The organism is Caballeronia sp. BCC1704, assembly GCF_902833455.1.
Lineage (GTDB): Bacteria > Pseudomonadota > Gammaproteobacteria > Burkholderiales > Burkholderiaceae > Caballeronia.
The window spans coordinates 565526-590557 of sequence record NZ_CADFFT010000003.1 but is presented as its reverse complement, the minus strand read 5'-3'; the positions used below and the strand labels follow the sequence as shown (position 1 = coordinate 590557).

Below are 25032 nucleotides of genomic sequence, written 5' to 3'. Positions count from 1 at the left end.
AGAAGGCCCGCCGCCCGCCGTAAAAAGAACTAGTGCCACGCGCGCCTCTCTTCTGCGGTCGTAGGTCAATCGTCGCGCCGTGTCCGGCGGACATCACGCCACCGAAGCTCGCCTTTACAGACCGGGTGCTTTCACCCCACACAAAGAACGGTCGCCATCTCGACGCGTTCCAGGATTTGCCAGATGAAACCGGTAAGGAACCTCCTTCGCTCACGCTTTGGCCGCTTCGTCGCTTACGGCGTCGCGGTGGCCGCGCTGATCGCCACTGCGGGCGCCATCGCGTGGCGTCAACACGTCGATGCCGCGCATCACGAACCGCTCGCGCTCGCGGGCGTCGCAAGCGCAATGCGCGCTGACGCGAAGCCGTGGACGCATCGCGAGAAAGATGTCTCGCAACTCATGGCCGATATGCGCGCGCGCGATGTGACCGCCATCGGCGTGAGCCGCGACGCGATCCTCGTATCGACGCGGCGCGGGGAGAAGTACTACGTCGCCGACCATGACGGCGCGTTCTCGAATGCGCTCTTGATCGGCGATATGAAGACCGGCGAAACCGCGCCCTATCAATTGGTCTGGCTGCCGGATGCGAACGTGCATACGGGCATGGCGCGATGGGACGACGAATTCAATCGTCTGCGCGATATCCTGAGCATACTGTTGCCTGTCGCGATGGTCGCCGGCTTATTGTGGTTCATGCGCCGCGAGATGCGCGGCGGCGCGCAATTGCTCGCGAAATCGCCGACCATGCGCTTCGACGACGTGATCGGCGCAGGCGAAGCGAAAGCCGCGCTCGCGGACGTGCGCGCGTGGCTGACCGAGCCCGCGCAATTCACCGGCATGGGCGTGCGCGCGCCGTGCGGCATTCTCATGACGGGCGGGCCGGGCGTCGGCAAGACGCGTCTCGCGCAGGCGCTCGCGGGCGAATGCGGCGCGAACTTCATCGCGATCACGGGTAGCTATTTCAGCGCGAAATACTATGGCGTCGGCATTCAGAAGGTGAAGCACCTGTTCGAACTCGCGCGCAGGAACGCGCCGACGGTCATCTTCATCGACGAAGCGGACGGCCTCGGCAAGCGCACGGATACGGGCGGCGGTCCGGTCGAAGCCGAGAGCAACCGCATCATCAACCAGCTGCTTGCCGAGATGGATGGCTTCGCGTCAAACGAAGGCGTCATCATCGTTGCAGCGACGAATCACCCGGACAATCTCGACGAGGCGCTGCGCCGCCCGGGCCGTTTCGATCGGACCATTCAAGTGCGTTTGCCCGATATCGACGACCGCGAGAAGATCCTGCGTTTCTACGCGGCGAACCTGACGACGAAGGCAGGCGACATCGACTTCACGCAACTCGCGCGTCTCACCACGGGCTTGTCCCCGGCCACGCTCGCGATGATCGTGAATCAGGCGGGTCTCGTCGCGCGCAAAGCCGGCGAGACGGAAGTCGCGGCCGATCATTTCGTCGAGGCGATCAAGATTGCGCGCATCGGCGATATCAACGGTGCCGAGCGCGCGCTGTCCGACGACGAGCGCACGCGCATTGCGATTCACGAGGCCGGGCATGGACTCGTTGCGGCGCTGCTGAACACGGGCGTGCTTGAAGAAGTCACCATTCTGCCGCGCGGCGGCGCGCTGGGTGTCGCGCTCATCACGAAGGCGCAGGACAAGCATCTGTATCGCGAGACCGAGATGCGCAACGAGATTCAGGTGCTGCTCGGCGGACGCAACGCGGAACTGTTGATGTTCAACGAGGCATCGAGCGGCGCGGCGCAGGACTTGCAGGAAGCATCGCGCATCGGGCTGGATATGGTCTCGAAGTTCGGCTTCAACAACGACGGCAATCTCTTCAGCCTCGCCGCCTTGCCGCAACAAGTCGCGGGCCTGCAGTTGAAGACCGCGATCGGACACGCGAACGAGCTTCTCTCCGACCTGAACGATGCGTGCTTCGCGCTGCTCAAGGCGAATGAACCGGTGCTTCGCGCGATCGCGGAGCAACTGCTGGAGTCGGAGACGGTGCCGGGGGAGACGGTGTATCGGCTGATTCGCGAGCATGCGGCGGCTGTCGAAGCGGTTGACGAGGCGCTCGCGGCTTAACCCGTTGCTCGCGGTGCATCATCACGTTAAGCCAGTGATGCACCTCGCTCTCTGCTTCAATGGCATGCCGCGCTAGCGGCTCGTCATGATTCGCGCGAGCTACGCTGATCCGCCCGATACGCTTGCGTGAGTCCGTCGTAGCCCCAGCTGTCTTTCGGCACATCGTGAATCACGACATAGCTCACTTCCGCGAGCGTGCCGCCGATCACTGATTGAAGCAGTGCGCTCGCTTCCCGGATGAAACGCGCCTTCTCTTCGGCAGTATTGGTGCCAGCGCTGACGATAGCATCGACTTGCGCCGCACACGCGACTGGCTCGCCGCCCACGGTCCAACTCTTGGCCGGTACTTGTTCGACCAGAACACCCACGAGAGGCCCGACTTTGCGAAGGACATTGACCATCAACGCAGTGATGCCTTCCTGAATCGCTTTCACTTGATGCGGCGCGAGCGGTTCACCGATCGCCTTGACGCTAATGAAGGGCATGGCCATTTCTCCTTGTACGAAGCACTCGTAGAGAGTTGCTTATCGAGAAGATATGGCTGCTCGCTGCTTCGAGCAATTTGAAAGTTCAGAACTCATTCATTCATTAAATCGAACCGTTGCTCAGCGCATCGCCACGGCGGCAAGTTCGTCACGGATCGTTTCGGTCACGATATCGGTCAGCTTCGTGACCGCGGCCGTGGGTTCGGCTTCTGCGCGATGAAGCGAAAGCGGCGCGAGCGGCAGAGCGGGCAAGCCGGTTGTCGCCGGGTCCAGCGCAACGAGTGACGCCGGCATCTTGAGGGCCGTTCGAACGGTGATGCCGAGGCCGCCCTCGACCGCGGCCCACAGCCCCGAGAGGCTCGGACTCGTGAAAACCAGTCTCCACGACAGGCCTGCTGCATCCATTGCATCGACGGCGGCCGAGCGGAACGTGCAGGGCGGGTCGAACGCGACGAAGGGCAGCGGCTGCCCGCCAAGACTTTCCACGCCACCCCAGTCCGGCCGGCCGACCCAGTGGATGGGCACGGCCGCCACGCGTTCGCCGTGCGGCGACGCGCTGCCGTCTCCCCAAACGAGCGCGACATCGAGCGCACCTGTCAGTGTCTTTTCGATGAGCGATGCGCTTCTATCTACCTGAACTTCGACGCGCACTTTCGGATGCGCTCTCGAGAACCGGCTGAGCACCGCCGGCAGCCAGCTTTCGGCGAAGTCTTGCGGCAAGCCGAGCCGCGCCCAGCCCTCGAGGTCCGATCCCCGCACGGTTTCCACTGCTTCGTCGTTGAGTTCGAGCAAGCGCTTCGCGTAGCTCAGCAGACCTTCGCCCGCTGTGGTGAGCGCGAGCCCGCGCCCCGATTTCTGCACCAAAGGCCGGCCGATCTGATCCTCCAGTCTGCGCAATTGCGTACTGATCGCGGATTGCGAGCGGCCTAAGCGCTCCGCCGCGCGCGCGAAGCTGCCGAGCTCGAACCCGGTGACGAAGGTTCTCAGCACATCCATGTCGAGATTGGTTCGCGTAGGCATCGTTCGATTTCGCAGATGCGACCCTTCGTAAGTTTCAAATTTACGGAATGATGATCGGGCCGTATCGTGTGTACGTCAAGTACCGCAGTCATTCACAGTCTCTAGTCCGGAGTAAAGAAGCCATGCCGCTTATCCGCATTTCTCTGATCAAGGGCCGGTCCGCCGCGCATATACGAGCAGTGAGCGACGGCGTTCATCGGGCGCTGGTCGAGGCGTATGGCGCGCCCGCTGACGATCGATTTCACCTCATTCACCAGCATGAGCGCGATGAGTTCATCTACGACAGCGACTACCTCGGGATCCATCGAACCGATGATCTCGTCGTCATCAACATCACGGCGGGTAACTGGCGCGACACCGCGCAGAAGAAAGCGCTGTTCAAGGCGATTGCAACCAATCTCGCGGTGAATCCGGGTCTGCGCCCAGAGGACGTTCTGATTGTCTTGCAGCCGAACGCACGAGATGAATGGTCCTTCGGAAACGGTTCGGCGTCCTATGTAAAAGACGAAACGGGCGGATAGGAGGTATTCGAAACCGGAAGCGCGATTCGCCTGAAGTTTGGGCTGCGCCTGTTATCGTCCGAACGTTCCGTCAATTCGACGTTGTGATTCGCACTGCAGAGGTTTGTGCGTTGCACTCGCATTTTGCTTTGATTATGCTAAGGAGCATTCGGTAAGCACGACGACGTGTCCTTCGTCTACCGATACGCCGTGGTCAACACAGCCGTTGACCATCAGATCGCAATCTGTCGATAGTGCGGCAGTTTGGGAGGATTCGGCATGTCGGTATCGGTCGTAATTCCCGTTTATAACGCGCAGGACTTCATACGAGTCGCGCTGGCATCGCTGCAAACGCAGACGCTCGCGCCACTCGAAATCATCGTCGTGAACGACGCTTCCACCGACGATACAGCAAGCGTCGTCGAAGCTGCGTGCAAGGAAGACAGCCGCATTAAGCTGATCAATCTCACGAAGAACGTAGGGCCCGGCGGCGCGCGCAATGTGGGCATCGCGAACGCACGTGGTCAGTGGATTGCGCTTCTCGACGCCGACGACCGGTTCGCGCCGGAACGGCTAGAGCGGCTCGTCCGCCTCGGGAACGATACCGGGGCCGATATCGTGACGGACAATCTGTTGATCTACGACGCCGTCGCACAGAAAGTCGCCCGCACCGGGTTTCGTCCGAAAGAAGGGGAGCCGCACTTTGCGGTCACGCTGGATACGTTCCTCTACAACGCGGCAGGGGAATCGACCGGATGCGACTTCGGGCTTCTCAAGCCGCTATTTCGCCGCGACGCCTTGGTGAGTCGAGGGCTGCGCTATTCGGCGAGCTTGCGTCATGGCGAGGACTTCCACTTCATGCTCGACGCACTGCTCTCCGGCTGCGTCTGGGTCTGCGCCAGCGACGCCTATTATCTCTACACAGAAAGAACGGGCTCTATTAGCAAGACGTCGTCCGGCATGAGCCGGACCAAAGTGAACTACGGCGCGATGAAGATGGCCACGGATGAACTGTTGTCGCGGCCTGCAATCAGCGACAATCCGCGTCTGCGAGCACTCGTCGCACGACGCTCGCAAAGTCTTCGTTGGCTAGACGCCAAAACGAAACTCATCTCGATGCAAAGGTCCCAAGGCACCGCAAGCGTGCTCAAGACGTGCGCTAGCGACCCGTGGATTGCATGGAACGTCGGCCGCTTTCTGCTTCGCCGCGTATCGCGAAAGCTGAACGCGCTCGGCCACGCCACCTTGCATTCCACAGGCTCGCGGCCGGGGCGTTAGTTCGCGCGATCACTACTAAACCGAAGCCGTCCTGAACACGGCCATCGTCGACTTCAACTGCTCGGCCTGATCCTGCAGCGACCCGGCCGCCGCAGCCGCCTGTTCCACCAGCGCTGCGTTTTGCTGCGTGACTTCGTCCATCTGGCTAATGGCCTGATTCACTTGTTCGATGCCGCGACTCTGCTCGTTCGAAGCAGACGCGATTTCGTCCATGATGTCGGTTACCTTTTGAATAGCGGCGCTGATCTTCGTCATCGTGTCGCCAGCGCGGCCGACGAGTTGCGTGCCCGCGTGAACGCGCGTGCTGGACGCCTCGATCAGTTCGCGAATCTCTTTCGATGCCGTCGATGACCGTTGCGCGAGACTGCGCACTTCGCCCGCCACCACCGCGAAGCCGCGGCCTTGCTCGCCCGCGCGCGCCGCTTCGACGGCCGCATTCAGCGCGAGAATGTTGGTCTGGAACGCGATGCCTTCGATCATGTCGATGATCTCGCCGATCTTGTGCGAGCTATGCTCGATCTCGGCCATCGTGCCGACCACTTCGCCGACGATCGTGGTGCCTTCCTTCGCGACGTCCCGCGCCGTGCCGGCCAGTCCGCTCGCCTGCCGCGCGTTCTCCGAGTTGTGCTTCACGGCCGCGGTCAGTTCTTCCATGCTCGCCGCCGTTTCCTCCAGCGACGCCGCCTGCTGCTCCGTGCGCGACGACAGATCCGTGTTGCCGACCGCGATCTCGCGGCTCGCGCTCGCAATCGCGTTCGCCGACGTCTTCACGCTCTCGATCGCGGTAAGCAATTGGGAACGCATGCGGGCCATCGAATACATGAGGCTGGAATGGTCGTCCGCCTGAGTCGCGACATCCACGGTGAGGTTGTTGTCCGCGATCTGGTTCGCGACTTCCGCCGCGTACGACGGCTCGCCGCCCATCGACCGCAGAATGCCGCGGTTGAGCCGTGACACGACCACGCACAGCACCAGCGCGATCGCCGCGAGCACGCCGAGGCTCCAGCCGAGCGACGCGTAGAAGGCCGCGTTGATGTCGTCGATATACACGCCCGTCACGATGAGCCAGTCCCACGGCTGATACATCGAGACATACGACATCTTCGGCAGAATCTCGTTGCTGCCGGGTTTGGCGAACGAATAGTAGGTGTAGCCTGCGCCCTCGCGCTTGCCCACGTCGATGATCTCGCGGTACAGATAGACGCCGTTCGGGTCCTTGAAGTCCATCATGACCTTGCCGACGAACTCGGGTTTCATCGGATGCACGAGCACTTTGGCTTGCGAGTCGAACACGCTGAAGTAGCCGTTGTCGCCGAAGCGAATGTCGCGGATCGCGCTCAACGCGCCCTGTTTGGCCTGATCTTGCGTGATCGCGCCGCTCGCCGCTTGCTGAGCGAACTCTTTGATGATGCTGTTGGCGACTTCCGTCGCGTGCTTGATGTCGAGCTTGGTTTGCTCGGTGCGTACGGCGCGCATGCGGAATGCATCGGCCACGGAAATTCCTGCCAGGCACGCAAGGCTCAGAAGCAGGGGCAGCCAGAGTTTTTTAGAAAAAGTCATGCGAGTCGTCGTTTCGTTGATGTTCGCTCAGGGCCAGCGCGGACCGAGCGGCCTCTGGGCTGTAATAACGGAAACGATTGCGCCGACTTGATAGCGTGCTAAAAATAGACACATCGTGCGGAAATGCGGCAGGCTCGCTTTCGCCTGCCGCAGTCGGATACTCCGCTCAGTTCGGCGTATTCCGCACGCGCCGATGCTCCGGCTCTTCCGCCGCGACGGTGGCGCCGGTCTTGTCGTTGGGAACGTCGCCGTGCTGCCATGTGTGCGCGTCGGCGCCCACCTGACAATCGCCCTGGCTCAGCGAGAGCAGCACAGGAATCGACTTGTACGCCGGCGTGCCGCTGCGCGCATCGTTGTCCGAGAGCGACACGAGGCAGTTGGCTTCCGGATAGTACGCGGCGATGGACCCCTGCGCGATATCGAACGCGACCGCAGTGAGTCCGCACAGACGACGCGAGCCGCCGACGCTCACCGTGCTTTCGATCGTCTCCAGATCCACGAGATCGCCGTGCTGAAGCCCGCGCGCTTCGAGATCGCGTTCGTTGACGAACACCACGTCGCGCCGACCCGTGATGCCGCGATATCGGTCATTGAAGCCGTAGATCGTCGTGTTGTACTGATCGTGGCTGCGGATGGTCGCGAGAATCAGCGCGTCGCTGCGGTCCACGCGCGGGTCCATCATTACGCCCTTATGCGCGATGAAGCGCGCGCGTCCCTCGGGCGTATCCCAACGGCGCGCGGCGGCAGCGTTGAAAAGGCGGAAGCCGCCCGGGTCCTGAATGCGCTCGTTATAGCGCTCGAACTGCGGAAACACTTGCTCGATGAGGTCGCGGATGCGGTTGTAGTCCGCCACCCAGCCGTCCCAGTCGAGCGAAGGATCGTCGAGCGTCGCTTTCGCGATGCCCGCGACGATGGCCGGTTCCGAGCGCAGATGTTCGGACGCGGGCGGCAGCGACCCGCGCGACGCATGCACCATCGACATCGAATCTTCGACCGTAATCGACTGCGGCCCGCTCTCCTGTACATCCAGTTCCGTGCGGCCGAGGCAGGGCAGCAGGATCGTTTCCTTCGCGACCAGCAAGTGCGAGCGATTCAGCTTCGTCGCGATATGCACGGCGAGGTCGAGCTTGCGCATGGCCTCATAGCAGACGGGCGTATCCGACATCGCTACCGGCAGATTGCCGCCGAGCGCGATGAGCGCCTTCGCTCGGCCATCGCGCATGGCTTCGATCGCCGAGATCGCGCCGTGGCCGTGTTCGCGCGGCGGCGTGAAGCCGAACACGCGCCCGATCGAATCGAGCATGTCCTGATGCGGTATTTCGGTGATGCCGACGGTGCGATCGCCTTGCACGTTCGAATGTCCGCGCAAGGGGCAGATGCCCGCGCCGTCGCGGCCCATGTTGCCGCGCAGAAGCAGCAGGTTGACGATCTGCTGCACGTTGGCCGTGCCGCTGTGATGCTGCGTGATGCCCATGCCATAGCATGCGATCACCGCTTTCGCATTCGCATACAAGTTGCCGATGTGCTCGATCTCCTCGCGCTCGACGCCCGACGCGCCGACAATCTGTTCCCACGGAGTCGCGTCGATATCGGCGATCAGTTCGTCGATGCCGCTCGTGTGTTCGTCGATGAACGCGCGATCCAGCACGCCTTCGCCGCCTTGCGCCTGGCTTTCGCGGTCGAGCGCGAGCACGGTCTTCATCATGCCTTTGAGAAACGCGACATCGCCGCCGATCCTCACCTGAATGTAATCCGTGGCGATGGCGGTCGAGCGGCCCGTCACCATTTCGACCGGGTCCTGCGGCGAGGCGAAGCGCTCGAGTCCGCGCTCGCGCAGCGGATTGAGCACGACGATCTTCGCGCCGCGCCGGGCGGCCGCGCGCAGCGTCGCGAGCATGCGCGGATGGTTGGTGCCGGGATTGTGTCCGATGCAGAAGATCGCGTCGCAATGATCGAAGTCCGCGAGCGTCACCGTTCCCTTGCCCACGCCGATGGACTCAGGCAAACCGACGCTCGTCGGCTCGTGGCACATGTTCGAGCAATCGGGGAAGTTGTTGGTGCCGAAACGCCGCGCGAACAGTTGATACAGGAACGCCGCTTCGTTCGATGCGCGGCCCGAGGTGTAGAACTCCGCCATGTTCGGGTCCGGCAACGCCCGCAACGACTCGCCGATGCGCTCGAATGCCTCGTCCCACGAGATCGGCAGATAGCGGTCGGACGCGGCGTCGTAGCGCATCGGATGCGTGAGCCGTCCTTCGTCTTCCAGCGCGAAGTCGTTCCACGTCCACAGCTCGCTGACGGTGTGGCGTCCGAAGAATTCGGGCGTCGTGCGCTTGGTCGTGGCTTCCCACGAGACGGCCTTCGCGCCGTTCTCGCAGAATTCGAACGACGACGTGCTGCGCGGGTCCGGCCACGCGCAGCCCGGACAATCGAAACCCGCGGGCTGGTTGACTTTGAGGAGCATCGTCGCTTCGCGCGCGACGCCCATTTGCTGCTTCAGCGCCCGCGCGACGGCCTGCAACGCGCCCCATCCACCCGCCGGCCCGCCATACGGGCCTACGCCCGGAACTTCTCGCTTGCTCATTACTGCTCTCCGTTATCCGACCTGCGGATGGCAGCAATGCATATGCCGGTCTGCATTAGAGCGTGTTGAAGGGACTCGACCGCTGCGGCAGGCGTCAGGACTTCGGGTCGGGCTCGGCCTCCGTGTTGGTGCCGGTCTTGCCGTTGCTGCGGTTCGTTACTGCGCCGGTCTCGTCGAGCACGTCGTCGAGATCGTCGTCGGATTCATCGGATGGCGCGCCGGATGGCGTCGACATCCACAACACGGCCGCTAAGGGCGAGCGAAGCAGGGGCAGGGCGAGCGGGGTCATGGCGTTGTCCTCGTTAGTGGTCATCGCCAGTCATGCAGCAAGTCGTCTGCCTGCGCCGCGAATGCGGCTCGCAACCGGTGCGTTCAGTCAGGCGCGCTCGCGGTCAGCGTCCAGCGCGTGCCGCCGCCTTGTGCCGATTGCATCGTCAATTGGCCGCCGAAGCTGCCGACGATGCGTCGCACCGTGCTCAAACCCGTGTTCTCGCTTGCGCCGGGGGCATAGCCGCAGCCGTTGTCGCTCACTTCTATCTCCACGCCCGCCGCCGTGCGCTGCATGGCTACGCGAATCTCGCCCGCGCAGCCAACGAAAGCATGCTCGACCGCGTTGGCGACCAGTTCGTTGACGACCGTGCCGATAGCCGCACAGGTGTCGATGGGAAGCGTCGCCACGTCGCGCGGTAGCGCCAGCGCGAGCGAGACGTCATGGCCGGGGAGATCGTAGAAGTCTTCGAAACTCGCGCTCATGTTTTCCAGATACGCGCCGAGATCGACGCTCTCCTCATGCTCGCCGAGGCCCAGCAGATGATCGTAGAGCGATGCCATCGCGAACACGCGGCGCTCGACTTCGCGATAGCCCTTCTGGACCGCGGGATCCGCGCACTCGCTCGCGCGCCGTTCGAGGAGCGCGGTAATCATCTGGAAGTTGTTGCGGATGCGATGCTGCTGCTCGCGCAGGAGCGCGGCCTTCGCGTCGCGTTCTTCGGTCAGTTCCTCGTGCCGTTGCCGCGACTCGATGCCTTCCGCGAGGATCGCCGCAATCGAGGCGAGGAACGAAAGGTGAGATGCGTCGACTTCGTGCTGCTGGTCGTAGTCCACTTCGAGGATGCCGTACGGTCCCTCAGCGCCGATGAGCGGCAGGCTCACCGATGTCACGACGCGGTACTCGCGCAGAATCGCGGGCGCGCGCTCGCCGCGTTCGGCGGGGACATTGGCGACGACGACCGGCCGCGCCGAAATCAGCGCCTCGCCGGGCGGGTTGCCGGCTTCGGCCGTGCCTGCTTCGCGCCCGATCGCCGCCGCGCCCATCCCGACTTGCGCTTTCAATATGAGCGTGTTGTCGGCGCGCTGAAGCTCGAGCACCTTCGCCATCGGCGATGCGCAGCCGGCCGACGCGGCCTGTGCGGCGGCCTCGTGCAGCCGCGCTATCGAACGTTCGCCCTGGAATGCGTCGTGCAAACTCGCCAGCGCTTTTCGCTGCCGCAGGAGCACGACCACCGGCACGGTCTCGGTCTCCGAGAACGCGAGGTTGTCGATGCAGGCGGCCCACGTGGCTTTGCGCGCGAAGCTCATGTGCTCTCACGGAATGTACTGGCGGTTCAGCCATTCTAATGACTGGTTGCGGCCGGCGCTTGCATCCTCGCATAGCCGACCTTGCGCGCCTGCGCCGAACCGGAAAAACCGACCTTTGCCCTGGACCGTGCGATGCCGTCCGCAGCACGCCGTTACCGGTAACGTAAGCGAATTGCGCGCGCTAGCACCAGTCGCTATACTGGCTCCGCGATTGCGGTGGCCTGACCACCGTGATTGGCCTGACCGCAGGACGAATCGAGCAGACTAACTGAAAGCAACGCATCCGCACCGCGTGCGAATGCGCCTGAAGGGGCGTGCCGATGATCGAGTCGCGTCGCGCCGCTCCACAAGAAGAATGAAAGGAGACGAACAGATGTTCCGTAAAGGAATGGCGGTCAAGGCCGCGCTCACGCTCGCCGTTTGCGCGCTCGCTGGCGCTGCCCACGCGCAGGTCGCCGCGGGTGATACGTCGCAAAAGAAGATCGCGCTGTCCAACAGCTTCGCGGGCAACGCGTGGCGGCAGTCGATGCTCAAGAGCTGGAACGCCGTCGCGCAGCAGGCCGTCGCCGACAAGAAGGTCGCCGCCGCGCCGGCTTTCACGACCGCCGAGAACCAGGTGACGGAGCAGGCACAGCAGGTGCAGAACCTGATCCTTCAGGGCTATAACGCGATCGTCATCGACGCCGTTTCGCCCACCGCGCTCAACGCCACCATCAAGAAGGCGTGCGCCGCGGGCGTCGTCGTGGTGTCGTTCGACGGCGTGGTCGACGAACCCTGCGCGTATCGCGTGAACTTCGACTTCAAGGGCTGGGCGGAACAGGGTGTCGACTATCTCGCGACGCGCCTCAACGGCAAGGGCAACATTCTTGAAGTGCGCGGCGTGGCGGGCATCTCCGTCGACAACCTGATGCACGAAGGCGTGCTCGAAGGGCTCAAGAAGCATCCGGGGATGAAGCTCGTCGGCTCGGTGAACGGCGACTGGACGCAATCGGTCGCGCAGAAGGCCGTCGCCGGCATTCTGCCGACGCTGCCGCAAGTCGATGGCGTCGCCACCGAAGGCGAGATGTCGTTCGGCATCGCGCAGGCGTTCAAGGCCGCGAATCGTCCCGCGCCGCCGATGATCATCGGCAGCACGTATCCCGAACTCCAGTGGTGGAGCGAGCAGACGAAGACGGGCTATCAGTCGCGTTCGCTGTCGAATCCGCCGGGCGCGGTGTCGTTCGCGTTCTGGGTCGCGCAGCAAGTGCTCGCGGGCAAGAAGATCCCGAAGGAAGTGACCATCAACGTGCCGCTGCTCGCCATTTCGCAGCAGGAACTGCCGGCCAAGCTCGCCGCGACGCCGCCGGGCGGCCTCGCCGACGTGACGTACACGCTGCCGCAGACCGTGGCCTTGCTCGACAAGAAATAAGCACGACAGACGCCACGCATGGAGGCATGTGAATGGGCGCAACAGCAACAGCAACCAGCAGAAACGAGGCGCAGGGCGCGCTGATCCGCTTCGAAGGTATCGGCAAGACCTTCGGGCGGGTGCGCGCGCTCGCGGACATCGACTTCGCGTTCATGCGCGGCGAATGCATCGGCATCGCGGGACACAACGGCGCGGGCAAGTCGACGCTGATGGCCGTGCTCGCCGGCGTGTATACGCCTACGCAAGGCCGCATCGAAGTGGACGGCCGCGAGGCGCCGCATTACGACGCAAATGCCGCGCGCGAGGCCGGCGTGCGCTGCGTGTTTCAGGAACTCTCGCTCTGCCCGAATCTGACGATCGCGGAGAACATGACGGTCGTGCATCCGCAATTGCGCGGGCGCGGCTGGCGGCGTCGCGCGACGGCGCTCATGCGCGAGAAGCTCGAAGAGATCTTTCCGGGCAACGGACTGAAAGGCAACGAACTCGTCTCCGACCTGACGCTCACGCAAAAGCAGATGGTCGAGATCGCGCGCGGCTTCACGGTCACGGATACGCCGGTGCGTCTTCTGATTCTCGATGAACCGACTTCATCGCTCGATGCGCACACCGCCGATCAGCTGCTCGACTTCGTGCAGCGCGCGGCGCAAAACGGCATCACGTGTCTGCTCATCACGCACATGCTCGGCGAAATCGAGCGCGTGGCGGACCGCGTGATGGTGATGCGCGACGGCGGCATCGTCGGCGTGTTGCCGCGCGAGCAGTCGAGCCGCGCGTCGATCATTCAGGCGATGGGCCAGCAGCTCGAAGCGGAAAAGACGCCGGCCGCCGTGCGCGAGCGCAGCGCGCGCAGCGACGACAAGCCGTTTAGCTGGCACGTCGGCGCGAAGAAACATACGGTCATCGAAGCGTCGCGCGGCGAGATCGTCGGCTTCGCGGGACTCGCGGGGCAAGGCCAGACCGAGGCGCTGCTCGCCATCTATGAAGCCGCGACCAAGCGCGGCGCGTCTCGCGTGAAGGCGGCGTTCGTCGCGGGCGATCGCGGGCGCGACGGCGTGTTCCCGGTCTGGTCGATCGCGCAGAACCTCGACTTGCGGTGGCTGCTCGGCGGCGCGAAAGCCAGGCGCGGTCTCGTGGATCTCGCGGCGGCGCGCGCGCTCGTCGAAGCATGGCGCACGAAGATCGGCATACGCGGGGCGTCGATGAACGCGGGCATTCTGTCGCTCTCGGGCGGCAATCAGCAGAAGGTGCTGTTCGCCCGCGCGCTCGCATCGGATGCGCAACTCATTCTGATGGACGACCCCACGCGCGGCGTCGATGTCGGCACGAAGCGCGATATCTATCGCCTCGTTCACGACGAAGCCGCGAAGGGCCGCACGTTCATCTGGTACACGACAGAAAACGAGGAGCTGTCGCACTGCGACCGCACGTATGTGTTCCGCTCGGCGGCCGTCACGCGCGTGCTGCACGCCGACGAATGCACGGAAGAAGCGCTCCTCGCCGCGAGCTTCGAGGAGCAGGCCGCATGACCCCCGCACGCACGACGTTTCAGGGCACGCAAGCGCGTTTGCGCGCGCTGCTTCCCGCCATCTCGCTCGTCGCGGTGCTGGTGCCCATTCTCATCATGCAGCCGACGGTGATGAGCTACTTCGGCTCCAGCCTGCTCCTGAATCTCGCCGTGCCGATCGTGCTCGCGACGCTCGCGCAACTCGCGATCATCACCGTCAACGATCTCGACTTGTCCATCGGTTCGTTCGTGAGTCTGGTCGCCTGTATCGGCGCGACGCTGCTGGTCAAGCAACCCTGGCTCGGCACGCTCGCGCTCGTCGGCTGCGTGCTCGCGTATGCGGCCGTCGGCGCGTTGATCGAACTGCGGCAGATTCCGTCGATCGTGGTGACGCTCGGGCTCTCGTTCGTATGGAGCGGGCTTGCCATCGTGCTCCTGCCTTCTCCGGGCGGCACGAGCCCCGGCTGGCTCGGCACGGCGATGGGCTACCAGACGCCGTTCATCGCCGCGCCTATCGTGTGGTCGGTGCTGATCGCCGTCATCGGGCACTTTCTGCTGATGCGTACTTCGGCCGGCGTGCGCATTCGCGGCGCGGGCGGCAATCCGCGCGCGATGCGCCGCTTCGGCTGGTCGCTCGTGCGCAGCAAGGCGACGCTGTACGGCATAGCAGGCATTTTCGGCGTGCTGTCGGGGCTGTCGCTGCTCGGCCTCACGACTTCCGCCGACGCCAACCTCGCGCTGCGCTACACGCTGCTTTCCATCGCGGCGGTGATTCTCGGCGGCGGCGAGTTCGTCGGCGGGCGCGTGTCGGTCATCGGCGCGGTGCTCGGCGCGATCACGCTGACGCTCGCGGCATCGTTTCTGGCATTTCTCAACATCTCGGCGGACTGGCAGGTCGGCATGCAGGGCGCGATCCTGATCATCGTGCTGTCGTTGCGCGTGCTGCTGCAACGCGGGGAGCGGCAATGAAGACGCAGACATCGGGCGAGGCGATCGCCAACAACGAAACCGCGTGGACGCGGCTCAGAAGCCTTCAGGCGCCGTGGGCGTGGTCCTTCGCGGGCACGGTGCTCGTGTGGTTCGCGATCGTCGGCATCTTCGGCTTCGGCATTGCGAGCAACGTCGCGCAGACCGCGCTCACCTACGGCGTGTTCATGGTGCTCGTCGGTCTCGGGCAGATGCTCGTCATCACGTCGGGCGTCGGCAACATCGACCTTTCGGTGCCGTCGACCATCGCGCTCGCGGGCGTCGTCGGCATGCACGTGATGGGCGGCGAGAACGGACAGATTCTGCTCGGCGTGGCGGCGGCGCTCGGCGTCGGCGCGGCGATCGGCATCGTGAACTATCTGCTGATCCGGCTGCTGCGCATTCCGCCGATCATCGCGACGCTGTCCTCCAGCTTCATCATTCAGTCGATCGCCATCACGCAAGGACGCCAGCTTCCGCCGCCGCCGCCCGCGCTCGGCGCGTTCGCCACGGGCCGGCTCTTTCATGTGCCGTATATCGCGCTGCTCGCGCTCGCGTTGTCGGTGGCGCTCGCGGTGCTGCTGCATCGCGCGGTCTATGGCCGCCGGCTTTCCGCCATCGGACAGAACGCGCGGGCCGCGTGGCTCGCGGGCGTGAACGTGCATCCGACGCGCTGCATTGCGTACGTGCTCTGCTCGATGATTGCGGCGCTGACCGCGCTCTTGCTCGCGGCGACCTCGGGCGGCGCGTCGCTCGACATGGGCGTCGAGTACATGCTGATCTCGATTGCGGTCGTCGTAATCGGCGGCACGCTGGTGACGGGCGGCAAGGCGACGATTGCCGGCGTGTGGGGCGCGTCCATGTTCCTGTTTCTGACGAACGCCGCGCTCAACGCAGTCGGCGCGGATGCGGGCGTGCGCGCGATCGTCTACGGCGTGCTCATCATCGCGGTGACGGTGGCGGCGGGCGGCAAGACGGCGCGCTGATCCGACAATTTCGATCCACAGAATCGATCCACAGAAGGGACGAGGAGACATGAAACCGAGCGACTACGAAGTGCATGATCCGCGATTCAGGCTGCTGCTTCAGCCGAACGCGTTTCTTTCCAAAATCACCGACGAATGCCTGTGGGCCGAGGGGCCGGTGTATTTTCCGGCGACGGACCTGCTCATTTGGAGCGACATTCCGAACAACCGCATGCTGCGCTGGGCGCCCGGCATGGGCGTGGGCGTCTTTCGCGCGCCGTCGAACTACAGCAACGGCAACACGCGCGACCGCGAAGGGCGGCTCGTCACCTGCGAGCATGGCGCGCGGCGCGTGACGCGCACGGAGCACGACGGCAGCGTGACCGTGATTGCTTCGCACTTCGAAGGAAAGCGGCTCAATTCACCGAACGATGTGGTCGTCGATTCGAAGGGCGATATCTGGTTCACCGATCCCGACTACGGCATTCTGAGCGATTACGAAGGCTATCGCGCCGACAGCGAGATCGGGCGATGCAACGTGTACCGCGTGTCGTCGCAGAGCACCGACGTGCAGCTCGTCTGCGACGACTTCGTGAAGCCCAACGGCCTCGCGTTCTCGCCGGATGAATCGCGGCTCTATATCGCGGATTCAGCGGCCTCTCACGACGATAAAGCGCCGCGTCATATCCGCGTGTTCGACGTGTCGAGCGAAGGCGCATTGCGCAACGGGCGCGTGTTCATCGAAATGCAAAGCGGCGTGCCGGACGGCATGCGCCTCGACGAGCAAGGCAACGTCTGGACGAGCGCGGAAGACGGCGTGCACTGCTACGCGCCCGACGGCACGCTGCTCGGCAAGATCCTGATACCGGAGGTCGTCGCGAATGTGACCTTCGGCGGCATCAATCGCAATCGGCTGTTTATCGCGGCTACCTCGTCTATCTATTCGCTTCATGTCGGCGTGCGCGGCGCGGGACGCTGACACGCCAGCACATCAAATCAAGAACCGGAGACAAGCATGAAGATCAGGAAACTCGCGTTGGCGCTGTGCATGGCGTCGGCATCGGTGGGCGCGTCGGCGCAGGTCGCAACGGGCGATACGTCGTCGATGAAGATTGCGCTCTCGAACAACTATGCGGGCAACAGCTGGCGCCAGCAGATGCTCAAGAGCTGGTCGAACGTGGCGGACCCTGCCGTGAAGCAGAAGATCGTCGCGGCCGCGCCGAGCTACACGACGGCCGAGAGCCAGGCCACCGAGCAGGTTCAGCAGATACAAAACCTCATCTTGCAGGGCTTCAAGGCGATTGCGGTGGATGCGGTTTCGCCGACGGCGCTCAACGGCGTCATCAAGCAGGCGTGCGGCGCGGGCGTGACGGTCGTATCGTTCGACGGCATCGCGACCGAGCCGTGTGCGTATCGCATCGCGGTGGATTTTCAGGGCATGGGCCGCATGCAGGTGGATTATCTGGCCAAGCGCCTGAACGGCAAGGGCAACCTGCTGGAGATTCGCGGGCTCGCGGGCGTGTCGGTGGACGACGAGATTCATCAGGGCATCGTCGATGAACTGAAGAAGTATCCGGGGCTGAAGATCGTCGGCTCGGTGCACGGCGACTGGACGCAGACGGTGGCGCAGAAGCAGGTGGCTGGCATTCTGCCGACCTTGCCGAAGATCGACGGCGTGGTCACGCAGGGCGGCGACGGCTATGGCGCGGCGCAGGCGATCAAGGCGGCAGGACGGCCGACGCCGATCATCATTCTGGGCAACCGGCAGGAAGAGCTCGCGTGGTGGGCCGATCAAAAGAAGAGCGGCTACGAGACGATGTCGGTGACGATTCCGCCGGGCGCTTCGTCGTTTGCGTTTTGGGTGACGCAGCAGATTCTCGCGGGCAAGAAAGTGCCGCACGATATCCGCATGCCGGTGCTGGAAGTGAAGCCTGAGGAACTCGATGCGGTGCTCGCGAAGACGCCGGCCGGGGCGCTGGCGAACAAGGAGTACACGCGCGAGGAAGTGGTCGCGGTGGTTGATGGGAAGAAGTAGGGCGAATCAGTAGAACAGCGAGGGGCGCGAGTGCATGGAAGCGCGCCCTCGCTCAGGTGATGTCGAGAAAATGTAAAAAGAAACGAAAGACACGCGCTTCCCGGCGCCTCCAGCGCGAGAGCGCTGGGCCGAAGCCAGTAAGGCGATTGCGGAGAGCGGCGAAGGCGCCATGGCGATGGGCGAATTCTCGAACGCCGACGACGCAGAGTTGACGTGGTAGCGCGGTGAGCGCGGCGCGAGGCGCTCGCCGCCCGCTCACGCGTACAAGATCTCGATTCCGTTCGCTTTAATCCAGTCCACGAATTCCCCGCCGAGCCCTTCGTCCGTCACCAGATAATCAATCCGGTCGATCGCCCCAAAGGCGGCAAATTCGCGCTTGCCAAACTTTTTGGAATCCGCCAGCAGGTAGACGGTCTTCGCTGCATCGATCATCGCTCGCTTGACGTGCAGGTCGATGAAGTCCGGGTATGAAATGCCCGACTCCATCGACACGCCACCTGCCGCGAGAAAGAGCTTGTCGACGAACATCCCCTCGAAGAACGTCGAGGCCTTCTCGCCCGACACTGCGATCGTCTCCGGCTTGAAGATGCCGCCCGTGAGCATCACGCGGTTGGTCGGCTCCGCGCCCAGCAGAATGGCGATATTGAGCGCGTTGGTCACCACGCGCAGGTTCTGCCGGTTCAGCAGGTTTTTCGCGAGTTCCGTCGCGGTCGCGCCGCAATCCAGAATGACGGAATCGCCGTTTTCAATCAGGCTCGCTGCCTTCTTGCCTATCAACGCCTTCTCAGGACTCGTCGGCAGCACAGGCGTCTCGTAGGTGCGCCGCGTGCCATCGCTTTGCGCTGCCTTCAGCCGCACGTTGCCGTGCACGCGCTCGACGCGTCCTAGCCGCTGCAACTCGTCGATGTCCTTGCGGATCGTCGGCATCGACACGCCGAATTCGCTGGAAAGCTCCGAGAGCTTCACCAGTTTCGCGGTCTGCACGCGTTCGAAAATCTTCTCGGTCCGGGTTCGTTGATCCATTTTTTATTTTCCTGCGCAGGCGCTGCATGAACGCGCCTCTCCAGTGCGCATTGTGCCTGATCAGAAGATCGGTGGTGCTTCACTAGGTGTTTTCCCTTTTTATTTGATTTCTCTTTGACTTTCGAAAGAAACTAAAAGAAACTGCTTCCAAGCAAACAGGAAGTCTGGGAGCAGGGAATGGAAAACCCCTTCAAGCAGTCCGGCGACGCGCTTCATCGCCGGGCGCAAGAGATCCGCAAGAAGATCTGCGTGATGAACGCGACGGCCAAGAGCGGTCACACGGGCGGCGACATGTCGGAGGCCGACATTCTCGCGGCGCTCTATTTTCATGTGATGCGTTATGAAGTCGATGCCGAGCGCAAGGTGCGCTGGCATGACGAATTCATTCTGAGCAAAGGCCACGGCGTCGGCGGTCTCTATTCCTGCTTCGCGGAACTCGGCTGGCTGAGCGACGAAGAACTGCTCACGTATCTGAAAGACGATTCGCGCCTGCCGGGCCACCCGGTGCGGCAGAAGCTGCCAACCTTCGTGACCGTCAATACCGGCGGTCTCGGTCACGGCTTTCCCATCGCGGCGGGTCTCGCGATGGCGAAGCAGCGTCACGCTTCTAAGACGGAAGGCGCCACCGGCCGCGTGTTCGTGCTGACCGGCGACGGCGAACTCGAAGAAGGCTCCAATTGGGAAGCCGCGATGGCGGCGGCGCACTTCGAACTGTCGAACCTCGTCGTGATCGTCGACCGCAACCGGCTTCAGCTTGCCGACTTCACGCACAACATCATGGACCTCGACCCGCTGGACGAGAAGTTTCGCGCTTTCGGTTTCGAAGTCCACGACGTCAATGGAAACCAGCCGGACGCCATTTGGAAACTAATGGAAAGTCTCGACTACGACAATCGCAAGCCGAAAGTCGTGATCGCGCACACCATCAAGGGCCGAGGGGTGTCGTTCATGGAGAACGTGCCGGCGTGGCATCACAAGTTTCCCGACGAAGACCAACTCAAGCAGGCGCTGAAGGAGCTCGACCATGCGTGAACTCGCTGACTTGCGCGACGGCGCGGTGAACGCGATCAGCCGGCTGACTGCGGCCGGGCAAGACATCATCGTAATGGTGGCGGATTCGACGTCGACCTCGAAGATTGGGCCGTACCTCGAAAGCTACCCGGACCGCGTCATCAATGTGGGCATCGCGGAGCAGAACATGGTCGGCATGGCGGCGGGGCTCGCGCTCGGCGGACACATCGTGTTCACGGCGAACGCCGCGCCGTTTCTCGTCGGACGCGCCAACGAACAGGTGAAGAACGACGTCTGTTACAGCGCGACGAATGTGAAGATGCTTGGCTTGAACGCGGGCGTCGCATACGGGCCGCTCGCATCGACGCATCACGCTATCGACGATCTGTCGATCATGAGCGGCTTCGGCAACGTGCAGATTTTCGCGCCCTGCGATGAGGCAGAAGTCGCGCAAATGATCGACTACGCGGCATCGGTAGAAGGGCCTGTCTACATCCGCCTCGACAATGCGAAGTTTCCCGTGGTGCATGACGCCTCGTACCGCTTTCTGCCGGGGCGTCCCGACGTGCTTATCGAAGGGTCGAAAGTCGCGGTGATCGCGCTCGGATCGGTCGTCGGCGAGGCGCTCGACGCATGCGAAGCGCTTCAGAAAGAGGGCGTCGTTAATCCGACGCTGGTGAACCTTTCGTCGCTTCGGCCGCTGGATCAGGACGCGCTCGCTTCGATCATTGAGCGTCACGAGACGATCGTGACCGTCGAGGAGCATTCGCTGCACGGCGGTATCGGCGCGACGGTCGCGTTGCTGATGGCGAGGCGGCAGATCGGGCGGCCGCTCACGACGCTCGGCATCACCGAAGGCGAGTTCGCCAAGTACGGCACGCGTAAGGGCATCCGCAAACACTATGGCATCGACGCGGCCGGCATCGCGAATGCCGTACGCGCGCACTGCGCTCAATAAGAGAGGAGACGGGAATGAGCATTCAGTACGACATGTCGTTGCGCCATGGCGTGGACTTCGACTTCCGGCTCGATGGCAAGGTCGCGGTGGTGACGGGCGGTCTCGGCGGCATCGCCATGGCGACGAATGCCGCGCTGATCGCGAAGGGCGCACGCGTCGCGATTCTCTATCCGAGCTTCGAAGAACCGCGCGTGCAGGCCGCCATCGAAGAACTCGGCGCGAACAACGCAAAAGCCTTTCCGTGCGATGTCGCGAATGAGGCTGACGTCGAGAAGGCCATTGCAGCGGCTCACGACCATTTTGGCGATTTACACCTGCTCGTCAATGCCGCAGGGTGCATCACGCTGACACCCGCGGAAAACATCGGTTACGACGAATGGCAGCGGCAGATCGGCGTCAATCTCACCGGTCCCTTCCTGTGCTCGAAGCACTTCGCGCGCGTGGTGCTGGCAAGCGGCCACGGCGGCAAGATCGTGAACATCGCGTCGCAGGCTGCGACCGTCGCCATCGATCAGCATTGCGCGTATACGTCGGCGAAAGCGGGCCTTATCGGCATGACCAAGGTGCTCGCGAAGGAATGGGCGGCGCGCGGCATTACCGTCAACACGGTCTCGCCGACCGTCGTTTTGACGCCGATGGGCGCGGCCGCATGGGAAGGCGAGAAGGGCGAGAACATGAAGAAGCTGATCCCTGTGGGGCGCTTCGCCTATACCGATGAGATCGCCGCCGCGATTCTCTTCTTGCTCTCGAACGGCGCCGACATGATCACGGGCGCCGACATCATGATCGACGGAGGCTACACGATCGCCTGAGCCAGTCCAACGCTGTCGAAGAAAGACAAACAAACCGGAGACAACAACATGTGGAAGAAGCTTGCAGTTGCAGCAGCGGTGGCCGTTTCGTTCGCCGCCGCGTTGCCCGCCACCGCGAATGCAGCGGGCAAAGGCACCATCGCGATTCTCGTGAATGCGCTCGACAATCCGTATTACGCAGCCGAAGCGAAGGGCGCGGATGCAGAAGCGAAGAAGCTCGGCTACGACACCATCGTGCTTTCCCATGGCGAGGACGTGAACAAGCAAAACGAGCTGGTCAATCTCGTCATCGGCAAGGGTGTGAAGGGCATCATTCTCGATAACGCCGATTCCAACGCGAGTGTCGCGACGGTGCGCGCAGCGGCGGACAAGAAAGTGCCCGTGGTGCTGATCAACCGCGAGATTCCGAAGGACGGGATCGCCATTGCGCAGTTGAGCCATAACAATCTGCAAGCGGGTACCGAAGTGGCGCAGCGTTTCGTGGAAGCCATCGGCGAGAAGGGTGAGTACGTCGAACTAACGTGCAACCTCGCGGACAAGAACTGCGTGACGCGCTCGCAGGCGTTCCATCAGGTGCTGGACCAGTATCCCGATCTCAAGATGGTCGCGCGTCAGGACGCAAAGGGCGCGCTCTTGCCCGGCAAGCAGGCGATGGATTCCATCCTGCAAGAGCATCCGAACATCAAGGGCGTGATTTGCGGCAATGGCCCGGTTGCGCTCGGCGCGATTGCATCGCTGGACTCGGCGGGGCATAAGGACGTGGTCGTCATGGGCATCGACGGCAGCAACGACGAGCGCGACTCCGTGCTCGCGGGCAAGCTGAAGGCCACCGTCATGCTGCAGGCGCAGGGCATCGCGATTCACGGCGTCGATCTGCTCGACAAATACATCAAGACCGGCAAGACCGGCGAGCAGGAGCGTCAGCTCACGCGCGGCATTCTCATTACGAAAGACAACGCGTCGCACGTGAAGGACTTCTACTACAACAAGTAATACGCGTTGTTGCTCCATGCGGGCGCCGCAGGGCTGCGCCCGCACATGGCTTGTCATGTGAGGTCGAGGTTGTCATGGTTCATCCCGTATTCGCGCGCTGGCGGCTGGTGTCGATGCTTTGCATCGCCAGTTTGTCGGCGTGCCACGTCGTCACCGATTCCGAATTGGCCGACATCCGCGCGCAAGGGCAGCACAAGGGCCCGGACGCTGCGAAGATCCTGAACGACCAGTTGGTCCCGTACGCGGACAAGAACGCGAAGCCCGCGGCGCAGGTCATCAGCGCGCTGAACCAGAATTTCGACGATGCCTGCAAGCAATACGGCTTCCGTCAGAGCAATGCTTTCCCGTGCAACTTCTGGCTGCGCGTGCAGGGCAAGGTGACGAAGATCGATTCGACGTCGCGCGTCGGCAAGGCGTACGTGGAAGTGGCGCCCGCGAACGGCGGCGATCCCGTTCAGATCGCGCTCGAAACAGGTCCGGTGGTGATCGGCACGGGCGTGCGCGACGGCTTTCCCGGAGTCAAATACAGTGACTTCGACGACCAGACGCGCTTTGCCGCGTTCGGTCAGGAATTGAACAAGCTCGTCGTGGCGCGGGTGCAAAGTTCGCTCAAGCTGAAGGTCGGCGATCCGGTCGATGTCTCTGCCGTCTATAGCAGTTGGAGCGAGCCTGCAGGCGAGATCCGCGCGATTCCGGTGGCCTGGAAATGAACGAGAACCAGCATACCGCCCGCACGATGAACCCCATCAACGTGATCGAAACGCGCGGGCTGTCGAAGCAGTATCCGGGCACGGCGGCGCTCGTCGATGTGGACTATAAGGTGCGGCGCGGCAAGGTCAACGTGCTGATCGGCGAGAACGGCGCGGGCAAGTCTACGTTGATGAAACTGCTTGCGGGCGCGGAAACGCCGACCTCGGGCGAGATCTGGATCGACGAGAAGCTCGCGCAGATCACCGATGTGCGCAGTGCGGAGCAGCACGGCATCGGCATCATCTTTCAGGAGTTGAATCTCTTTCCGGACATGACCGTGGCGGAGAACATCTTCGCGGGCAACGAGATCACGAACTCGGGCGTGATCCGCTCGAAGATGGAGAACCACCAGGCGAAAGTGCTGCTCGACCGGCTGAACATCGCGATCGATCCGCGCACGCGGCTCGGCGATCTGTACGTCGGTCAGCAACAACTCGTCGAGATCGCGAAGGCGTTGTCGAAGCACATCAAGGTGCTCATCATGGATGAGCCGACTTCCGCGCTCTCGAAGACGGAAGTGGAGATTCTCTTCAAGATCATCGGCCAGCTCAAGGAAGAGGGCGTGACGGTGATCTATATCTCACATCGCCTCGAAGAGATCATGGCGATCGGCGATTGCATCACCGTGCTGCGCAACGGGCGGCTCGTGGCGGAGAACGATATCGCCAACATCGACATTCCGTGGATCATCGAAGCGATGGTCGGCTCTTCGAAGAAGCGTTTCGCCTTCGAGCAGCACGAAATCGGCCGCGAAGTGCTGAAGGTGAAAGACCTTGCGCTCAAGCGTTCGAACGGGATCTATGCGGTCGATCACGTGTCCTTCACCGCGCGTGCCGGCGAAGTGATCGGCATTTACGGATTGATGGGCGCGGGCCGCACCGAGTTGCTCGAATCGCTACTTGGCGCGAATCCCCTCGCGCTTGGCGAGATAGAACTCGCAGGCAAGGCCATCGAAGACTTGCCGATACCGAAGCGCATCGAGGCCGGCATCGCGCTCGTGCCGGAAGACCGCCAGAAGCAGGGCATGGTGCAACTGATGACCATACTCGAGAACATGACCCTGTCCAGCCTCGGCAAGTTCACGCGGCGCTTCGTCGGCGCGCTCACGCGCGACAAACAAGTGGAAGCGGCCAACGACATCGTGAAGAAGCTGGCCATCAAAGCTGCGTCCGTCGATGCGCCGATCACGTCGCTATCCGGCGGGAACATGCAGAAGGTCGTCATCGGCAAGGCGCTGTTGACGAAGCCCAAAGTGTTGTTGATGGACGAACCGACGCGCGGCATCGACGTGGGCGCGAAAGAAGACGTCTACAAGACGATCAGCTTGCTCGCGCGGTCGGGCATCGCCGTGATTTACGCGACATCGGAGCTGGACGAAGCGATGGCCGTGTCCAACCGCGTCTTCGTGATGGCGAGCGGCAAGCTGACCGCCGTGCTCGACCGGCCCCAATTCGACAGTGAACGCATCGTGCGCGCATCGACGCCCGCGACTGCCGTAGTGTGAGGCAACC

The 25032-nt window shown here is 63.1% G+C and carries 22 protein-coding genes and 1 pseudogene; 16 read left to right on the top strand and 7 right to left on the bottom strand.

Annotated features, from left to right (window positions below):
- The first annotated feature begins 183 nt into the window (after nt 1-183).
- Nucleotides 184-2091 carry an AAA family ATPase gene (locus HWX53_RS18240; protein WP_175943393.1) on the top strand — a complete coding sequence of 636 codons (1908 nt, stop codon included), beginning with the start codon at nt 184-186 and terminating at the stop codon, nt 2089-2091.
- Between the two features lie 83 nt (nt 2092-2174).
- Here the strand turns inward: HWX53_RS18240 and HWX53_RS18235 are convergent, their stop codons facing one another.
- Nucleotides 2175-2576 (bottom strand): tautomerase family protein, encoded by a 402-nt coding sequence (locus HWX53_RS18235; protein ID WP_175943391.1) that lies wholly within the window; start codon nt 2574-2576, stop codon nt 2175-2177.
- 120 nt (nt 2577-2696) lie between these two features.
- On the bottom strand, nt 2697-3596 hold the full coding sequence (locus tag HWX53_RS18230; RefSeq protein WP_175943389.1) for a LysR substrate-binding domain-containing protein: 900 nt from the start codon (nt 3594-3596) through the stop codon (nt 2697-2699).
- Nucleotides 3597-3718: 122 nt separating this feature from the next.
- Here HWX53_RS18230 and HWX53_RS18225 point away from each other — a divergent pair, with 122 nt between their 5' ends.
- Nucleotides 3719-4117 (top strand): tautomerase family protein, encoded by a 399-nt coding sequence (locus tag HWX53_RS18225; RefSeq protein WP_175943387.1) that lies wholly within the window; start codon nt 3719-3721, stop codon nt 4115-4117.
- Nucleotides 4118-4375: 258 nt separating this feature from the next.
- The gene (locus HWX53_RS18220) at nt 4376-5374 is read left to right on the top strand and encodes a glycosyltransferase family 2 protein (RefSeq protein WP_175943385.1); all 999 of its coding nucleotides are present in this window, start codon (nt 4376-4378) and stop codon (nt 5372-5374) included.
- A gap of 15 nt (nt 5375-5389) precedes the next feature.
- Here the strand turns inward: HWX53_RS18220 and HWX53_RS27950 are convergent, their stop codons facing one another.
- The 4 genes from HWX53_RS27950 to HWX53_RS18200 all read right to left on the bottom strand — a co-directional run bounded on the left by HWX53_RS27950 (nt 5390) and on the right by HWX53_RS18200 (nt 11096).
- Nucleotides 5390-6868: a methyl-accepting chemotaxis protein gene (locus HWX53_RS27950; protein WP_279612504.1), complete on the bottom strand. Its 1479-nt coding sequence runs from the start codon at nt 6866-6868 to the stop codon at nt 5390-5392.
- A gap of 232 nt (nt 6869-7100) precedes the next feature.
- A complete protein-coding gene (locus HWX53_RS18210; RefSeq protein WP_175943381.1) occupies nt 7101-9518 on the bottom strand; it encodes an FdhF/YdeP family oxidoreductase in 2418 nt (805 codons plus the stop codon).
- 94 nt (nt 9519-9612) lie between these two features.
- A complete protein-coding gene (locus tag HWX53_RS18205; protein WP_175943379.1) occupies nt 9613-9807 on the bottom strand; it encodes a hypothetical protein in 195 nt (64 codons plus the stop codon).
- A gap of 83 nt (nt 9808-9890) precedes the next feature.
- The gene (locus HWX53_RS18200; RefSeq protein ID WP_175943377.1) at nt 9891-11096 is read right to left on the bottom strand and encodes a histidine kinase dimerization/phosphoacceptor domain -containing protein; all 1206 of its coding nucleotides are present in this window, start codon (nt 11094-11096) and stop codon (nt 9891-9893) included.
- A gap of 373 nt (nt 11097-11469) precedes the next feature.
- Between HWX53_RS18200 and HWX53_RS18195 the strand changes: the two genes are divergently transcribed.
- The 7 genes and pseudogenes from HWX53_RS18195 to HWX53_RS28055 all read left to right on the top strand — a co-directional run.
- Nucleotides 11470-12504 (top strand): substrate-binding domain-containing protein, encoded by a 1035-nt coding sequence (locus HWX53_RS18195; protein ID WP_175943374.1) that lies wholly within the window; start codon nt 11470-11472, stop codon nt 12502-12504.
- A 32-nt stretch (nt 12505-12536) separates the two neighbouring features.
- A complete protein-coding gene (locus HWX53_RS18190) occupies nt 12537-14030 on the top strand; it encodes a sugar ABC transporter ATP-binding protein (protein ID WP_175943372.1) in 1494 nt (497 codons plus the stop codon).
- Nucleotides 14027-14977, top strand: a complete 951-nt coding sequence (locus tag HWX53_RS18185; RefSeq protein ID WP_175943370.1) for an ABC transporter permease — start codon at nt 14027-14029, stop codon at nt 14975-14977. The genes HWX53_RS18190 and HWX53_RS18185 overlap by 4 nt, the downstream gene beginning before the upstream one ends.
- The gene (locus tag HWX53_RS18180) at nt 14974-15960 is read left to right on the top strand and encodes an ABC transporter permease (RefSeq protein WP_175943368.1); all 987 of its coding nucleotides are present in this window, start codon (nt 14974-14976) and stop codon (nt 15958-15960) included. Before HWX53_RS18185 ends, HWX53_RS18180 begins: the two co-directional genes overlap by 4 nt.
- Before the next feature lie 49 nt (nt 15961-16009).
- Nucleotides 16010-16918 carry an SMP-30/gluconolactonase/LRE family protein gene (locus HWX53_RS18175; protein ID WP_175943366.1) on the top strand — a complete coding sequence of 303 codons (909 nt, stop codon included), beginning with the start codon at nt 16010-16012 and terminating at the stop codon, nt 16916-16918.
- 36 nt (nt 16919-16954) lie between these two features.
- Complete coding sequence (locus HWX53_RS18170) at nt 16955-17974, top strand: ABC transporter substrate-binding protein (protein WP_175943364.1); 1020 nt, start codon at nt 16955-16957, stop codon at nt 17972-17974.
- A gap of 112 nt (nt 17975-18086) precedes the next feature.
- Nucleotides 18087-18194: pseudogene (locus HWX53_RS28055) on the top strand (AbrB/MazE/SpoVT family DNA-binding domain-containing protein); the annotation flags it as partial.
- 35 nt (nt 18195-18229) lie between these two features.
- Here HWX53_RS28055 and HWX53_RS18165 read toward each other — a convergent pair.
- Entirely contained in the window at nt 18230-18997 is a 768-nt protein-coding gene (locus HWX53_RS18165; RefSeq protein ID WP_175943363.1) for a DeoR/GlpR family DNA-binding transcription regulator, read from the bottom strand.
- Between the two features lie 177 nt (nt 18998-19174).
- On the opposite strand from HWX53_RS18165, the gene HWX53_RS18160 reads away from it, so the two are divergent.
- From HWX53_RS18160 to HWX53_RS18135, 6 genes are all read left to right on the top strand, one after another.
- Entirely contained in the window at nt 19175-20029 is an 855-nt protein-coding gene (locus tag HWX53_RS18160; RefSeq protein WP_175943361.1) for a transketolase, read from the top strand.
- Nucleotides 20022-20966: a transketolase C-terminal domain-containing protein gene (locus HWX53_RS18155; protein ID WP_175943359.1), complete on the top strand. Its 945-nt coding sequence runs from the start codon at nt 20022-20024 to the stop codon at nt 20964-20966. Before HWX53_RS18160 ends, HWX53_RS18155 begins: the two co-directional genes overlap by 8 nt.
- 14 nt (nt 20967-20980) lie before the next feature.
- Complete coding sequence (locus HWX53_RS18150) at nt 20981-21778, top strand: GolD/DthD family dehydrogenase (protein WP_175943357.1); 798 nt, start codon at nt 20981-20983, stop codon at nt 21776-21778.
- Nucleotides 21779-21826: 48 nt separating this feature from the next.
- Nucleotides 21827-22771, top strand: a complete 945-nt coding sequence (locus tag HWX53_RS18145) for a D-ribose ABC transporter substrate-binding protein (RefSeq protein ID WP_175943355.1) — start codon at nt 21827-21829, stop codon at nt 22769-22771.
- Between the two features lie 74 nt (nt 22772-22845).
- A complete protein-coding gene (locus HWX53_RS18140) occupies nt 22846-23481 on the top strand; it encodes a DUF2291 family protein (protein WP_175943353.1) in 636 nt (211 codons plus the stop codon).
- Nucleotides 23478-25025 carry a sugar ABC transporter ATP-binding protein gene (locus HWX53_RS18135; protein ID WP_175943351.1) on the top strand — a complete coding sequence of 516 codons (1548 nt, stop codon included), beginning with the start codon at nt 23478-23480 and terminating at the stop codon, nt 25023-25025. Before HWX53_RS18140 ends, HWX53_RS18135 begins: the two co-directional genes overlap by 4 nt.
- Nucleotides 25026-25032 lie beyond the last annotated feature (7 nt).

Coding starts and splice junctions, on each gene's coding strand:
- HWX53_RS18170 (WP_175943364.1), top strand. CDS start 16,955: ATGAAGATCAGGAAACTCGCGTTGGCGCTGTGCATGGCGTCGGCATCG.
- HWX53_RS18220 (WP_175943385.1), top strand. CDS start 4,376: ATGTCGGTATCGGTCGTAATTCCCGTTTATAACGCGCAGGACTTCATA.
- HWX53_RS18150 (WP_175943357.1), top strand. CDS start 20,981: ATGAGCATTCAGTACGACATGTCGTTGCGCCATGGCGTGGACTTCGAC.
- HWX53_RS18160 (WP_175943361.1), top strand. CDS start 19,175: ATGGAAAACCCCTTCAAGCAGTCCGGCGACGCGCTTCATCGCCGGGCG.
- HWX53_RS18230 (WP_175943389.1), bottom strand. CDS start 3,596: ATGCCTACGCGAACCAATCTCGACATGGATGTGCTGAGAACCTTCGTC.
- HWX53_RS18195 (WP_175943374.1), top strand. CDS start 11,470: ATGTTCCGTAAAGGAATGGCGGTCAAGGCCGCGCTCACGCTCGCCGTT.
- HWX53_RS18235 (WP_175943391.1), bottom strand. CDS start 2,576: ATGCCCTTCATTAGCGTCAAGGCGATCGGTGAACCGCTCGCGCCGCAT.
- HWX53_RS18155 (WP_175943359.1), top strand. CDS start 20,022: ATGCGTGAACTCGCTGACTTGCGCGACGGCGCGGTGAACGCGATCAGC.
- HWX53_RS18200 (WP_175943377.1), bottom strand. CDS start 11,096: ATGAGCTTCGCGCGCAAAGCCACGTGGGCCGCCTGCATCGACAACCTC.
- HWX53_RS18175 (WP_175943366.1), top strand. CDS start 16,010: ATGAAACCGAGCGACTACGAAGTGCATGATCCGCGATTCAGGCTGCTG.
- HWX53_RS18165 (WP_175943363.1), bottom strand. CDS start 18,997: ATGGATCAACGAACCCGGACCGAGAAGATTTTCGAACGCGTGCAGACC.
- HWX53_RS18135 (WP_175943351.1), top strand. CDS start 23,478: ATGAACGAGAACCAGCATACCGCCCGCACGATGAACCCCATCAACGTG.
- HWX53_RS18205 (WP_175943379.1), bottom strand. CDS start 9,807: ATGACCCCGCTCGCCCTGCCCCTGCTTCGCTCGCCCTTAGCGGCCGTG.
- HWX53_RS18240 (WP_175943393.1), top strand. CDS start 184: ATGAAACCGGTAAGGAACCTCCTTCGCTCACGCTTTGGCCGCTTCGTC.
- HWX53_RS18190 (WP_175943372.1), top strand. CDS start 12,537: ATGGGCGCAACAGCAACAGCAACCAGCAGAAACGAGGCGCAGGGCGCG.
- HWX53_RS18145 (WP_175943355.1), top strand. CDS start 21,827: ATGTGGAAGAAGCTTGCAGTTGCAGCAGCGGTGGCCGTTTCGTTCGCC.
- HWX53_RS18185 (WP_175943370.1), top strand. CDS start 14,027: ATGACCCCCGCACGCACGACGTTTCAGGGCACGCAAGCGCGTTTGCGC.
- HWX53_RS18140 (WP_175943353.1), top strand. CDS start 22,846: ATGGTTCATCCCGTATTCGCGCGCTGGCGGCTGGTGTCGATGCTTTGC.
- HWX53_RS18180 (WP_175943368.1), top strand. CDS start 14,974: ATGAAGACGCAGACATCGGGCGAGGCGATCGCCAACAACGAAACCGCG.
- HWX53_RS18210 (WP_175943381.1), bottom strand. CDS start 9,518: ATGAGCAAGCGAGAAGTTCCGGGCGTAGGCCCGTATGGCGGGCCGGCG.
- HWX53_RS18225 (WP_175943387.1), top strand. CDS start 3,719: ATGCCGCTTATCCGCATTTCTCTGATCAAGGGCCGGTCCGCCGCGCAT.